Genomic DNA, 12359 nt, shown 5'->3' on the forward strand with positions numbered 1-12359 from the left:
GCCGAACCTCATGCAGTGGGGTATTGATAGGCGAAATATTTTAGCGTACAGGTGTGCACTGGAATTATTCTCAGTTACTCTAGTAGCGCAACGTTTTTTGAGTTCTCCTGGAGTTACCTATGGTCAAAAAACCATTAATCGCACAGGGATATACACTGGCAGAGGAGATTGCCAATAGCATCAGCCACGGTATCGGGCTGGTGTTCGGTATTGTCGGGCTGGTGCTGCTGCTGGGACAGGCAGTAGACACTCATGCCAATACCCTTGCCATCACCAGTTACGCGCTTTACGGCGGCAGCATGATCCTGCTGTTTCTGGCGTCGACGCTCTATCACGCCATTCCGCATCCCCGCGCCAAAATATGGCTGAAGAAATTTGACCACTGCGCCATCTATCTGCTGATTGCGGGTACCTACACGCCGTTCCTGCTGGTCGGCCTGGATTCACCGCTGGCACGCGGGCTGATGGTTGTAATCTGGAGCCTCGCACTGCTGGGCATACTGTTTAAGCTGACGATCGCGCACCGCTTTAAGGTGCTGTCACTGGTCACCTACCTGGCGATGGGTTGGCTCTCGCTGGTGGTGATTTACCAGCTTGCCACGCGTCTTTCACCGGGCGGCGTCACGCTGCTTGCCGTGGGCGGCCTGATCTACTCGCTTGGCGTCATTTTTTACGTCTGTAAACGCATTCCCTATAACCATGCCATCTGGCACGGCTTTGTCCTTGGCGGCAGCGTCTGCCACTTCCTCGCCATCTATCTTTATGTCGGCCAGATTTAAACCCTGCGTGGTGGCCGGGCGGGCAGATGCCTTGCCCGGCTCAGAACCGCTTACTCTTCGAGCGAGTAGGGCAGCGGCTCTATGCTCAACGTATTAGCATCCTCGCGCACGCGGAACACGCTGTCCGGCTCCATGTCATTATTCATCACCACCTGAACAATCACGCGGCCATCATCCAGCTGTGCGGCAGCCAGCACGGTGCCGGTACGACGCCAGTTGTCGCCCATCTTACGTTCGAGATCTTCTCCCGCTTCCGGAACGCGGCTGGCGGTTCCTGCCAGGTACCACAGCGCGCGTTTATTGGCCCCGCGGAATTTTGCTCGCGCTACCATCTCCTGGCCGGTATAGCACCCTTTCTTAAAGCTGATGCCGCCCAGCGCCTGCAGGTTGGTCGCCTGCGGAATAAACTGCGCGACATTCGCTTCATCAATGACCGGCAGACCCGCTTCGATATTCAGTGCCAGCCACTGCTGGCTGTTATTGAGCTGGGCTTCGCCGCGCAGCTTCTCGGTGACCATTTCGGCCGTGGCGGCATCGGTCACTAACAGGAAGCGTTCAGCGGGATGAGCAAACCACAGCAGCGTGGTTTCACCCTCCTGCACGACCTGATTTTCGCTCTCCGGCAGGGTGGAGAAGAGATTCGCCAGCGCGGCCCGCGCCTGGAAACCGGCCACACCAAGCAGAACGCGCTCGTCGTCCGCAGCGATAGTCACTTTGGAGAAGACGGCATATTTTTTCAGTTCGCGCAGCTGGGTTTCACGCACGCTACGACGCAACAGCCACGCGAACCCCTCTTTATCGTGGAACAACCGCATATTGCTCCACATTTTGCCTTTAGAATCACAGTGCGCCGCCAGCAGATGCTGATTGGCCGCCAGTGTCGAGACATCTGCCGTCACCTGGCCCTGCAGATACTTCTCGCTATCGGCCCCAGTAATGGTTGCCAGCGCCCAGTCATCGAGCGTCATAAGCGTCAGCGGCAGACGTGAAGAAGCGGTCGGCTGGCGCGGAGGAAAAGGAGTAAAAGCCATATTAATGTCCTGATTAGCTTAACGCTGTGTTGGGTGTTAATGGTAAAAGAGCCGGTGTCCATTGCAAGCGATAAAGCATGCGATTTGTGCCATTGTGATGGCATTGCGAGATATTACGCAGCGGAATGAAATCGTTGCAGAGAAGGCGAATTATTCTGGAAGCCAGCCCGTGCAGTGAAATATTCCGCAAAAGATATATTAAAAACACGTTACAATGTGCCCATCATGCCGAACAGGGAGATACACATGGATATTACTAACAAGGCCCGTATTCACTGGGCGTGCCGTCGCGGAATGCGCGAGCTCGATATTTCCATCATGCCTTTTTTCGAACATGAGTACGATTCGCTAAGCGATGATGACAAACGTCTCTTTGTCCGCCTGCTGGAAAATGACGATCCCGATTTATTTAACTGGCTTATGAACCATGGCAAGCCACAAGATGCGGAGTTGCAAAGAATGGTGCAGTTAATCCAGACACGGAATCGGGATCGTGGTCCTGTGGCAATCTGAGTTACGCGTCTCCTGGCGCGCACAGTGGCTCTCCTTACTGCTCCATGGATTCGTAGCCGCACTCATCTTGCTGATGCCCTGGCCGCTGAGCTACACGCCGGTATGGCTGCTGCTGCTTTCGCTGGTGGTGTTTGACTCCGTACGGAGCCAACGGCGCATCAACGCCTGTCATGGCGAGATTAAGCTGCTGATGGATTCCCGCCTGCGCTGGCAGGGCGAAGAGTGGGATATTGTTGGTACGCCCTGGATGCTGCGTAGCGGGATGATTCTGCGTTTGCGTCGCGAGGAGGATGGGCGTCGGCAGCATCTCTGGCTGGCATCAGACAGTATGGATGCGCAGGAGTGGCGCGATCTGCGCCGGATGATTTTACAAAAACCGGCGCAGGGGCTGCACTAAAGGCAACGTCGCAGGGATCAGGCGAAGCGCTCTGCCATCTCCGTCAGGATCTGCTCGCACCAGGCTTCGAGGCGCGCGTCGCTCAGGTCATACTGGTTGGTCTCATCCAGCGCCAGGCCGACAAACAGCTGCCCGTCGGCAATAACCGGTTTGTTGCTGGTAAACTCGTAGCCTTCGGTTGGCCAGTAGCCGACGAAGCTAACGCCTTTCGGTGCCAGCTTGTCATGCAGCATGCCCAGCGCGTCGAGGAACCATTCGCCGTAGCCGAGCTGGTCGCCCATACCGTAGAGCGCCACAATTTTGCCATCAAGGTTGAGCGTGTCGAGCGTCTCCCAGACGGCCTCCCAGTCTTCCTGCAGTTCGCCAAAATCCCAGGTCGGAATGCCGAGGATCAGCGCATCGTACTGCTCCATCAGGGCGGGAGCATCGTCTTTCAGATTGTGTAGCGTGACCAGTTCCGGCCCGATAATGTCGCGAATCTTCTCCGCTGCCATTTCCGTGTAGCAGGTGCTGGAACCATAAAACAGACCAATATTCATAACGTAAACATCTCGGTTCTTGATGTGTCTTTGCACGCAGTGTACCAGAATCAGGTCTCAATCAGGCATAATGCAGCGATTGAGAGAAGGAGAGGGCGGATGGAAGAAGATCTCGCACGTATCGAACAATTTCTTGATGCGCTCTGGCTGGAGAACAACCTGGCGGAAAACACCCTCAGCGCCTATCGTCGCGATCTGAAGGGCGTCGTGGAGTGGCTTCATCATCGGGGCAGCAGCCTGGAGCGCGCGCAGAGCGACGAGCTGCAGGCTCTGCTCGCCGAACGCGTCGAAGGGGGCTATAAAGCCACGAGTTCGGCGCGTCTGCTGAGCGCCGTGCGGCGTTTTTTCCAGTATCTCTATCGCGAAAAGCTGCGCCAGGATGACCCGAGCGCCCAACTGGCCTCCCCTAAGCTGCCGCAGCGCCTGCCGAAAGACTTAAGCGAAACGCAGGTTGGGCGGTTGTTACAGGCGCCGGTGGTTGACCAACCGCTGGAGTTACGCGATAAAGCCATGCTTGAGGTGTTGTATGCGACCGGTCTTCGCGTGACGGAGCTGGTGGGGCTGACGATGAGCGATATCAGCCTTCGCCAGGGCGTGCTGCGGGTTATCGGTAAAGGCAACAAAGAGCGCCTGGTGCCGCTGGGCGAAGAGGCGATCTACTGGGTTGAGCACTATCTTGAATATGGGCGTCCGTGGCTGCTTAACGGTGCTTCGATCGATGTGCTGTTCCCGAGCCAGCGCGGCCAGCAGATGACGCGCCAGACCTTCTGGCATCGCATCAAGCACTATGCGGTGCTGGCGGGGATCGACAGCGAAAAGCTCTCGCCCCACGTCCTGCGCCATGCTTTTGCCACGCATCTGCTCAACCACGGCGCGGATCTGCGCGTGGTGCAGATGCTGCTGGGGCATCAGGATCTCTCGACAACGCAAATTTATACGCATGTCGCCACCGAGCGGCTGCGCAAGCTTCATCAACAGCACCACCCGCGGGCGTGAGTGCTGACAATCTAAGGATCTGTTATGAAAAAAGGTTTAATCATGTTCACCCTGCTGGCTGCGTTCACCGGCGCGGCCCATGCCGATGATGCGGCGATAAAGCAGTCGCTGGCGAAGCTGGGTGTGCAGAGTTCCGACATCATGCCCGCTCCCGTTGCCGGAATGAAAGCCGTGATGACTAACAGCGGCGTGCTCTATGTCACCGAAGATGGCAAACATATCATTCAGGGGCCGATGTATGACGTCAGCGGCGCGCAGCCGGTCAACGTCACTACCAAAATGCTGCTGCCGCATCTTAACGCGCTGGAAAAAGAGATGATTGTCTACAAAGCGCCGCAAGAGAAGCACGTCATCACCGTCTTTACCGACATCACCTGCGGCTATTGCCAGAAGCTGCACAGCGAAATGGCCGACTACAACGCGCTGGGTATTACCGTGCGTTACCTCGCCTTCCCGCGCCAGGGCGTGCCGAGCGAGGTGGAAAAAGAGATGAAGGCGATTTGGTGCGCGAAAGATCCGAAGAAAGCCTTTGATGATGCAATGGCAGGCAAAGGCGTTAAGCCTGCCAGCTGCGATATCAGCATCGCTAACCACTACGCGCTGGGCGTGCAGTTTGGCGTAAACGGTACGCCAGCCATTGTGCTGAACGATGGCTACGTTGTGCCGGGCTACCAGGCACCCGCCGAGATGAAAGCCTTCCTCGACCAGCACCAGAAAGCGACGGGCGGTAAGTAATTCCCGTGAAAGCTGAGATACAACTTCGCCGCCGTGAGGTGGATGACGCGGCAGTGCTGGCGGATTCGCTCCCGCCGCTGCTGCGTCGCTTATATGCCAGCCGCGGCGTGAAGAGCGACCGCGATCTGGAACGCAGCGTAAAAGGGATGCTTCCCTGGCAGCAGCTGACCGGCATCGATGATGCGGTTACGCACCTCTACAACGCCATGCGCGAAGGGCTGCGCATTATCGTGGTCGGGGATTTTGACGCCGACGGCGCAACCAGCACCGCGCTGAGCGTGCTGGCGCTGCGCTCGTTGGGCTGCGACAACGTCAGCTACCTGGTGCCTAACCGCTTTGATGATGGCTACGGCCTCAGCCCGGAAGTGGTCGATCAGGCCCACGCCCGCGGCGCGCAGCTGATCCTGACCGTGGATAACGGCATCTCCTCCCATGCGGGTGTTGCCCGTGCGCATGAATTAGGTATTCCGGTTGTCGTTACCGATCACCACCTGCCCGGCGACACGCTGCCCGAGGCCGAGGCGATTGTTAACCCCAACCTGCGCGACTGCGACTTCCCGTCGAAATCTTTGGCAGGCGTTGGCGTTGCCTTCTATCTGATGCTGGCGCTGCGCGCCTTCCTGCGCGACAACGGCTGGTTTGAGGCGCGCGGCATCGCGATGCCAAACCTTGCTGAGCTGCTCGATTTGGTGGCGCTGGGCACGGTGGCGGACGTCGTGCCGCTGGATGCCAATAACCGTATTTTGACCTGGCAGGGGCTGAGCCGTATTCGTGCCGGCCGCTGTCGACCGGGTATTAAAGCGCTGCTTGAGATTGCCAACCGCGAGGCGCACAAGCTGGCGGCAAGCGATCTCGGCTTCGCGCTCGGCCCGCGCCTCAATGCCGCCGGGCGTCTGGATGATATGTCCGTCGGCGTAGCGCTGCTGTTGTGCGACAACCTCGGTGAAGCGCGCCAGCTGGCAAGCGATCTCGACGCGCTTAACCAGACGCGCAAAGAGATTGAACAGGGCATGCAGGCGGAAGCGCTGACCCTGTGCGAGCAGCTTGAGCGCAGTAGTGAGACGCTGCCCGGCGGGCTGGCGATGTACCACCCCGAGTGGCATCAGGGCGTGGTCGGCATTCTGGCGTCGCGCATTAAAGAGCGCTTTCATCGCCCGGTAATTGCCTTTGCGCCCGCCGGTGAAGGCGTGCTGAAAGGCTCCGGGCGCTCCATTCAGGGGCTGCATATGCGCGATGCGCTGGAGCGGCTCGACACGCTCTACCCCGGCATGATGCTGAAGTTCGGCGGCCACGCGATGGCGGCAGGATTAACGCTTGAAGAGGCCAATTTTGACGCTTTCCAGCAGCGCTTTGGCGATCTGGTCACCGAGTGGCTAGACCCGGCGCTGTTGCAGGGCGAAATTCTCTCCGACGGGCCGCTGACCGCCCAGGAGATGACGCTTGAAGTGGCAGAGATGCTGCGCGAGGCGGGCCCGTGGGGGCAGATGTTCCCGGAACCGATGTTCGACGGCGAGTTTCGCCTGTTGCAGCAGCGGCTGGTGGGCGAGCGTCATTTAAAAGTGATGCTGGAGCCGGTTGGCGGCGGTCCGCTGCTCGACGGGATCGCCTTTAACGTCGATACCGCCATCTGGCCGGACAACGGCGTACGGCAGGTGAAAATCGCTTATAAACTCGATGTTAACGAGTTTCGCGGCAACCGTAGCGTGCAGCTGATCATCGAAAACCTCTGGCCACTTTAGCGCCACTATTCGCTACAAATAAGGGCATAGATCCGGTAGAATCTCGCCCTTATCACCGCTTTTTGACAAGTCCAATAAAAGAAAACAGACCATGTTTGAAATTAATCCGGTAAAAAATCGCATTCAGGACCTCACGGAGCGCTCCGACGTTCTTAGGGGGTATCTTTGACTATGACGCCAAGAAAGAGCGTCTGGAAGAAGTAAACGCCGAGCTGGAACAGCCGGACGTATGGAATGAGCCAGAGCGCGCACAGGCGCTCGGCAAAGAGCGCTCCTCGCTCGAAGCTATCGTTGAGACGCTGGATCAGATGCGCCAGGGGCTGGAAGATGTTGCGGGCCTGCTGGAACTGGCCGTTGAAGCCGACGATGAAGAGACCTTCAACGAGGCCGTCGCCGAGCTGGACGGGCTGGAAGAGAAGCTGGCGCAGCTTGAATTCCGCCGCATGTTCTCCGGCGAGTACGACAGCGCCGACTGCTACCTCGATATTCAGGCCGGCTCCGGCGGTACCGAAGCGCAGGACTGGGCCAGCATGCTGACGCGCATGTATCTGCGCTGGGCCGAAGCACGCGGCTTCAAAACCGAAATCATCGAAGAGTCCGAAGGTGAAGTGGCGGGGATCAAATCCGTTACCATCAAGATCATTGGTGATTACGCCTACGGCTGGCTTCGTACCGAAACCGGCGTGCACCGTCTGGTGCGTAAAAGCCCGTTTGACTCCGGCGGCCGTCGCCACACCTCGTTCAGCTCCGCGTTTGTCTACCCGGAAGTGGATGACGATATCGATATCGAAATCAACCCGGCTGACCTGCGTATCGACGTTTACCGTGCCTCCGGCGCGGGCGGTCAGCACGTTAACCGTACTGAATCCGCGGTGCGTATTACCCACATTCCGACCGGGTTGGTCACGCAGTGCCAGAATGACCGCTCTCAGCATAAAAACAAAGACCAGGCCATGAAGCAGATGAAAGCGAAGCTTTATGAGCTGGAGATGCAGAAGAAAAATGCTGAGAAGCAGGCGATGGAAGATACCAAGTCCGACATCGGCTGGGGCAGCCAGATCCGTTCTTATGTCCTGGATGACTCCCGCATCAAAGATCTGCGCACCGGGGTTGAAACCCGCAACACGCAGGCGGTGCTGGACGGCAGCCTGGATCAATTTATTGAAGCAAGTTTGAAAGCAGGGCTATGAGGAACCAACATGTCTGAACAACAAGCACAGGGCGCTGACGCGGCAGTCGATCTTAATAATGAACTGAAAACCCGCCGTGAGAAGCTGGCGCTGTTGCGCGAGCAGGGCGTTCCGTTCCCGAACGACTTCCGTCGTGACCAGACCTCTGACAAGCTGCACGCCGAATTCGACGGCAAAGAGAATGAAGAGCTGGAAGCGCTCGGCATTGAAGTTGCCGTTGCGGGTCGTATGATGACGCGCCGCATTATGGGCAAAGCCTCCTTTGTCACGTTGCAGGATGTGGGCGGTCGTATTCAGCTCTATGTTTCCCGCGACGATCTGGCGGAAGGCATCTACAACGAGCAGTTCAAAAAATGGGATCTCGGCGATATCCTCGGCGCGCGCGGCAAGCTGTTCAAGACCAAGACCGGCGAGCTGTCGATCCACTGCACCGAGCTGCGTCTGCTGACCAAAGCCCTGCGCCCGTTGCCGGACAAGTTTCACGGCCTGCAGGATCAGGAAGCGCGCTATCGTCAGCGCTACCTCGATCTGATCGCTAACGAAGAGTCGCGCAACACCTTCAAAATTCGCTCCCGCATCATGGCCGGCATTCGCCAGTTCATGGTCAACCGCGACTTTATGGAAGTGGAAACGCCGATGATGCAGGTGATCCCGGGCGGTGCCTCTGCGCGTCCGTTTATCACCCATCACAACGCGCTCGATCTCGACATGTACCTGCGTATCGCGCCGGAGCTTTATCTCAAGCGTCTGGTGGTCGGCGGCTTCGATCGCGTGTTCGAAATCAACCGTAACTTCCGTAACGAAGGCATCTCCGTACGCCATAACCCAGAGTTCACCATGATGGAGCTCTATATGGCGTATGCGGATTACAAAGATTTGATCGAGCTGACCGAATCCCTGTTCCGCACGCTGGCGCAGGATATTCTCGGCACCACCGAGGTGCCTTACGGCGAGCAGGTGTTCGACTTCGGTAAGCCGTTCGAGAAGCTGACCATGCGCGAAGCGATCAAGAAGTACCGTCCGGAAACCGAGATGGGCGATCTGGATAACTTCGACAGCGCGAAAGCGATTGCTGAAAGCATCGGTATCAAAGTTGAGAAGAGCTGGGGTCTGGGCCGTATCGTGACCGAGATCTTTGAAGAAGTGGCGGAAGCGCACCTGATTCAGCCGACCTTCATCACCGAATACCCGGCAGAGGTCTCTCCGCTGGCGCGCCGTAACGACGACAACCCGGAAATCACCGACCGCTTTGAGTTCTTTATCGGCGGCCGTGAAATCGGTAACGGCTTTAGCGAGCTGAACGATGCCGAAGATCAGGCCAAGCGCTTCGCCGACCAGGTGGCAGCGAAAGACGCGGGCGATGACGAAGCGATGTTCTATGACGAAGACTATGTCACCGCGCTGGAGCATGGTCTGCCGCCGACAGCGGGTCTGGGCATCGGTATCGACCGTATGGTAATGCTGTTTACCAACAGCCACACCATCCGCGACGTGATCCTCTTCCCGGCGATGCGTCCGGTTAAATAACCGCTAATCGCCAGAAGCCCCGACGTTCACGCGCCGGGGCTTTTTTATTGCCCTGTGAAAGGGTTGGCATCCCACGTATGGCTGCTATGATATGTCGCCCGTTAATTTATTCGAGGAATGGTTTTGCGCGCAGGACGCCTGATGAAAAACCCATTTTGCATGGTCATATGCCTGGCATTTACGCTGCTGCTGGCGGGCTGTGCGGGGAATAATTCGACCGGAAGCTACGCAGGCGCGACCTACACGGTCAAGCGCGGCGATACCCTGTACCGCATTTCGCGCATTACCGGTACCAGCGTAAAAGAGCTGGCGAGCATGAACGGCATTTCGCCGCCCTACACCATCGAAGTGGGGCAGCGGCTGAAGGTGAAAGGGGCGTCGAAAGGCTCCTCCTCCGGCAAGCTGGCGAAAGCGCGCCCCTCCTCATCGGTGCCGCAAGCCTCCTGGCCGCCCGTTGGGCAACGCTGCTGGCGCTGGCCGACCAGCGGGAAAGTGATCCTCACCTATTCCAACTCTGATGGCGGTAATAAAGGTATTGATATCGCCGGGTCGCGCGGGCAGCCGATCTACGCCGCCGGTGCCGGGAAAGTGGTCTATGTCGGCAGCCAGCTGCGCGGCTATGGCAACCTGATCATGATTAAGCACAGCGAAGATTACATCACTGCCTATGCGCACAATGAGACGCTGCTGGTGAATAACGGCCAGAGCGTCAAATCCGGGCAGAAGATTGCCACCATGGGCAGCAGCGACGCCGACTCCGTGCGTCTGCACTTCCAGCTGCGCTATCGCGCGACGGCCATCGATCCGCTGCGCTACTTACCGCCGCAGGGCAGCGTACCGAAGTGTTAATCTGCGCGCTAACAGGCGAGAAATTAACCTGTTAGCGCATCGGTGGGTTGTCAGACGCGATGTAAGGTCTATAATGCCTGAGCACTTCGAAAGCGGGCGTAGTTCAATGGTAGAACGAGAGCTTCCCAAGCTCTATACGAGGGTTCGATTCCCTTCGCCCGCTCCAGTCCTTTAAAAGTCTTATGACTCAATGAGTTAGATCTAAGGCAATGTGACCAAAGCACCGCTATTTACCCTGATAGTTGCCGCGATTTTTTGAACGGTGAACAGGGCGTTTAGCAAAGCGCTGGCGGTCGTTCCACTGGTCATCCCGCGATAGCCCAACATGAACTGAAAGCCGCACACACGGCACGATTCCCTGAGACTTACAGCGAGGCGCATTTCGCCCGATGCTCCTTTATGCCACGCGTCGAGATGATGTTGCAGGGGATAAACAGGTTTATGGTGATTTCGTACCTGCGAACGATATGCAGGCTCTGTCTCTGTCTGGCTCACGGTTCCTTAGCGATACACGAGCGCCCTGATAAACCCCGCTGTCTGACATAACCCTGATGATGTCGCTGCGCTCCGCTTGATGTTGTATCACCAATCGGGCATTAGGCTTGCTTTTCCTGCCGTCTGGACTGGCTTAAAAATAGGCTATAACATTGGCAACATAAATCTATCAAGGAGATGGAAAAATGAGCACCAGAGCGGAGATAAAGGATGGGGAGCAGTTTGACGTTTTGCGCAGGGGGATCGTTTATACTGAGGTGCTTGGCTGGGTTGACATGGGGCATGCTCGTGGTAGTGATATCATGGAGCTTAAAAGCCAGTTTATCGCGGGGGAGCGTAGCGGTAAGCCTTCCTACATAGTGATGTATCGGCAGGATATGCACTTTGTGAAATTCAATTCACAATTCGGCGTAGGCAAGTTCTCTCGTTGGGAGATTAAACGTGGCCGGAGTACCGAAGACATTAACAGAATCATGCTGGCGATGATGATGAACACAGCAGCTCGATTTGAAGGCTTACAAAGCCTACGAGCTTTCTCTTGGTACACTGATAGTGGCTTTAGTGGTGAAGACTTGGTTTCTGATCTGTTCGGATTCCATCGAGCTATCATGCCGGGACGGTACGGCTACCGCCTTAAACCTGTCAGTTATGATGCCGCTGTTCGTCGCTGGGATCATTACGGTGCTATTGGTTCCCATAAAAATCATGGTTTCCGTCCGATTCTGTTCCCTGACCCGGAAGATCCGTGTGTGCGTCACCAGCCGTATACGGTGAACCTACCGCATTTTATGACATGTCTGAGGCCGTGGGACGATCTTACCTCTGGTGTTGTCAAAGTTATTACAGACAATGGAATGTCACTTGGTTACACAAAGGTGAAGTGATGATTTGTAAATTCTTTAAATGGAGCGTCTTGGTATTAATTACGGTTGTTATCCTCTGCTGGCTATTTGTCTATTTTGTTGCATCCGGTATCAATGAAGCTACCACATACACTGAAAATGATTATTTCAATTATCACTCCCTGACTGATAAAGATATTGAAAAGGCTCCGCGTATATCGAACGATTATTACTTTGAGTCGCACCCCGGAGATGGATACGCCCCGTCAAGCACGATCATTTTTAGGGGAGTATCTGACGTCGGGGTATTGAGGGCTTATTTGACTAAGCTGGGCTACACCAGACAGAAAGGCGGTTCGAAGGAGGCGGAGATATGGATGAAGCCTGAGCAGATGAATAGTGATCTCTTTTACCTGCGCTTTGATGCTGCTACTGGTGAAGCAGAACTAACTAAGGAACTGAATAACTGAATGTCCGCTACTGGTTGAACCGACCCGGCATGATTGATAGTCTGAGATTAATCCTAATGCTAAAATCGGGCCGGACATGGGCTACGGCAAAAAAAAAGACGCAGGGAAGCGCCAGAATGTCGAACTCCAGCAGCGGTTGGATGAGCTGGAGTTGACACCAGAGCAACGGGCTTTTATCGAATCCATGATGGAGGATGAAGAAAGCACCGATACTGAACCTCACCGGTAGGGGGATGATGACCAGCCGTAAGCTCTGA

Annotated in this window: 14 protein-coding genes and 1 tRNA gene; 13 read left to right on the forward strand and 2 right to left on the reverse strand. The window is 56.3% G+C overall.

What is annotated here, in order from left to right:
- Positions 1-119: 119 nt before the first annotated feature.
- Complete coding sequence (locus IAE48_RS16065) at positions 120-779, forward strand: hemolysin III family protein (RefSeq protein ID WP_200134951.1); 660 nt, start codon at positions 120-122, stop codon at positions 777-779.
- A gap of 50 nt (positions 780-829) precedes the next feature.
- Here the strand turns inward: IAE48_RS16065 and ygfZ are convergent, their stop codons facing one another.
- On the reverse strand, positions 830-1810 hold the full coding sequence (gene ygfZ / locus IAE48_RS16070; RefSeq protein ID WP_200134952.1) for a tRNA-modifying protein YgfZ: 981 nt from the start codon (positions 1808-1810) through the stop codon (positions 830-832).
- 246 nt (positions 1811-2056) lie between these two features.
- Between ygfZ and sdhE the strand changes: the two genes are divergently transcribed.
- Together sdhE and IAE48_RS16080 are read left to right on the forward strand one after the other, a co-directional pair.
- Positions 2057-2323, forward strand: coding sequence for an FAD assembly factor SdhE (gene sdhE / locus IAE48_RS16075; RefSeq protein ID WP_023480982.1), 267 nt, complete (start codon positions 2057-2059; stop codon positions 2321-2323).
- Positions 2304-2720: a protein YgfX gene (locus IAE48_RS16080; protein ID WP_042718300.1), complete on the forward strand. Its 417-nt coding sequence runs from the start codon at positions 2304-2306 to the stop codon at positions 2718-2720. The genes sdhE and IAE48_RS16080 overlap by 20 nt, the downstream gene beginning before the upstream one ends.
- A 17-nt stretch (positions 2721-2737) precedes the next feature.
- Here IAE48_RS16080 and fldB read toward each other — a convergent pair whose 3' ends face one another.
- A complete protein-coding gene (gene fldB / locus IAE48_RS16085; RefSeq protein WP_094422004.1) occupies positions 2738-3259 on the reverse strand; it encodes a flavodoxin FldB in 522 nt (173 codons plus the stop codon).
- 99 nt (positions 3260-3358) lie between these two features.
- On the opposite strand from fldB, the gene xerD reads away from it, so the two are divergent.
- The 10 genes from xerD to IAE48_RS16135 all read left to right on the forward strand — a co-directional run bounded on the left by xerD (position 3359) and on the right by IAE48_RS16135 (position 12331).
- A complete protein-coding gene (gene xerD / locus IAE48_RS16090; protein WP_023480693.1) occupies positions 3359-4255 on the forward strand; it encodes a site-specific tyrosine recombinase XerD in 897 nt (298 codons plus the stop codon).
- A 24-nt stretch (positions 4256-4279) separates the two neighbouring features.
- Positions 4280-4990 carry a bifunctional protein-disulfide isomerase/oxidoreductase DsbC gene (dsbC, locus tag IAE48_RS16095; RefSeq protein WP_200134953.1) on the forward strand — a complete coding sequence of 237 codons (711 nt, stop codon included), beginning with the start codon at positions 4280-4282 and terminating at the stop codon, positions 4988-4990.
- Positions 4991-4995: 5 nt separating this feature from the next.
- On the forward strand, positions 4996-6729 hold the full coding sequence (recJ, locus tag IAE48_RS16100; RefSeq protein WP_200134954.1) for a single-stranded-DNA-specific exonuclease RecJ: 1734 nt from the start codon (positions 4996-4998) through the stop codon (positions 6727-6729).
- A gap of 91 nt (positions 6730-6820) precedes the next feature.
- Positions 6821-7919, forward strand: a protein-coding gene (gene prfB, locus IAE48_RS16105) for a peptide chain release factor 2 (RefSeq protein WP_124967331.1) whose coding sequence is annotated in 2 segments (ribosomal slippage) — positions 6821-6895 and positions 6897-7919 — 1098 coding nt in all. Because the reading frame shifts where the segments join, the coding sequence is not laid out codon by codon here.
- A 9-nt stretch (positions 7920-7928) separates the two neighbouring features.
- Positions 7929-9446, forward strand: a complete 1518-nt coding sequence (lysS, locus tag IAE48_RS16110; RefSeq protein WP_076769171.1) for a lysine--tRNA ligase — start codon at positions 7929-7931, stop codon at positions 9444-9446.
- Positions 9447-9563: 117 nt separating this feature from the next.
- Positions 9564-10295, forward strand: coding sequence for an amidase activator ActS (gene actS / locus IAE48_RS16115; protein ID WP_094193196.1), 732 nt, complete (start codon positions 9564-9566; stop codon positions 10293-10295).
- 92 nt (positions 10296-10387) lie between these two features.
- Positions 10388-10461: transfer RNA gene (locus tag IAE48_RS16120), tRNA-Gly, on the forward strand.
- A gap of 514 nt (positions 10462-10975) precedes the next feature.
- Positions 10976-11674, forward strand: a complete 699-nt coding sequence (locus IAE48_RS16125; protein ID WP_200134955.1) for a hypothetical protein — start codon at positions 10976-10978, stop codon at positions 11672-11674.
- Entirely contained in the window at positions 11674-12102 is a 429-nt protein-coding gene (locus IAE48_RS16130) for a hypothetical protein (RefSeq protein ID WP_232045215.1), read from the forward strand. Before IAE48_RS16125 ends, IAE48_RS16130 begins: the two co-directional genes overlap by 1 nt.
- Before the next feature lie 76 nt (positions 12103-12178).
- The gene (locus tag IAE48_RS16135; RefSeq protein WP_200134956.1) at positions 12179-12331 is read left to right on the forward strand and encodes a hypothetical protein; all 153 of its coding nucleotides are present in this window, start codon (positions 12179-12181) and stop codon (positions 12329-12331) included.
- The last annotated feature ends 28 nt before the right edge of the window (positions 12332-12359 follow it).

The organism is Kosakonia sp. S57, assembly GCF_016516575.1.
Taxonomy (GTDB): domain Bacteria; phylum Pseudomonadota; class Gammaproteobacteria; order Enterobacterales; family Enterobacteriaceae; genus Kosakonia; species Kosakonia cowanii.

Coding starts and splice junctions, on each gene's coding strand:
- IAE48_RS16065 (WP_200134951.1), top strand. CDS start 120: ATGGTCAAAAAACCATTAATCGCACAGGGATATACACTGGCAGAGGAG.
- ygfZ (WP_200134952.1), bottom strand. CDS start 1,810: ATGGCTTTTACTCCTTTTCCTCCGCGCCAGCCGACCGCTTCTTCACGT.
- sdhE (WP_023480982.1), top strand. CDS start 2,057: ATGGATATTACTAACAAGGCCCGTATTCACTGGGCGTGCCGTCGCGGA.
- fldB (WP_094422004.1), bottom strand. CDS start 3,259: ATGAATATTGGTCTGTTTTATGGTTCCAGCACCTGCTACACGGAAATG.
- xerD (WP_023480693.1), top strand. CDS start 3,359: ATGGAAGAAGATCTCGCACGTATCGAACAATTTCTTGATGCGCTCTGG.
- dsbC (WP_200134953.1), top strand. CDS start 4,280: ATGAAAAAAGGTTTAATCATGTTCACCCTGCTGGCTGCGTTCACCGGC.
- lysS (WP_076769171.1), top strand. CDS start 7,929: ATGTCTGAACAACAAGCACAGGGCGCTGACGCGGCAGTCGATCTTAAT.
- actS (WP_094193196.1), top strand. CDS start 9,564: ATGGTTTTGCGCGCAGGACGCCTGATGAAAAACCCATTTTGCATGGTC.
- IAE48_RS16125 (WP_200134955.1), top strand. CDS start 10,976: ATGAGCACCAGAGCGGAGATAAAGGATGGGGAGCAGTTTGACGTTTTG.
- IAE48_RS16130 (WP_232045215.1), top strand. CDS start 11,674: ATGATTTGTAAATTCTTTAAATGGAGCGTCTTGGTATTAATTACGGTT.
- IAE48_RS16135 (WP_200134956.1), top strand. CDS start 12,179: ATGGGCTACGGCAAAAAAAAAGACGCAGGGAAGCGCCAGAATGTCGAA.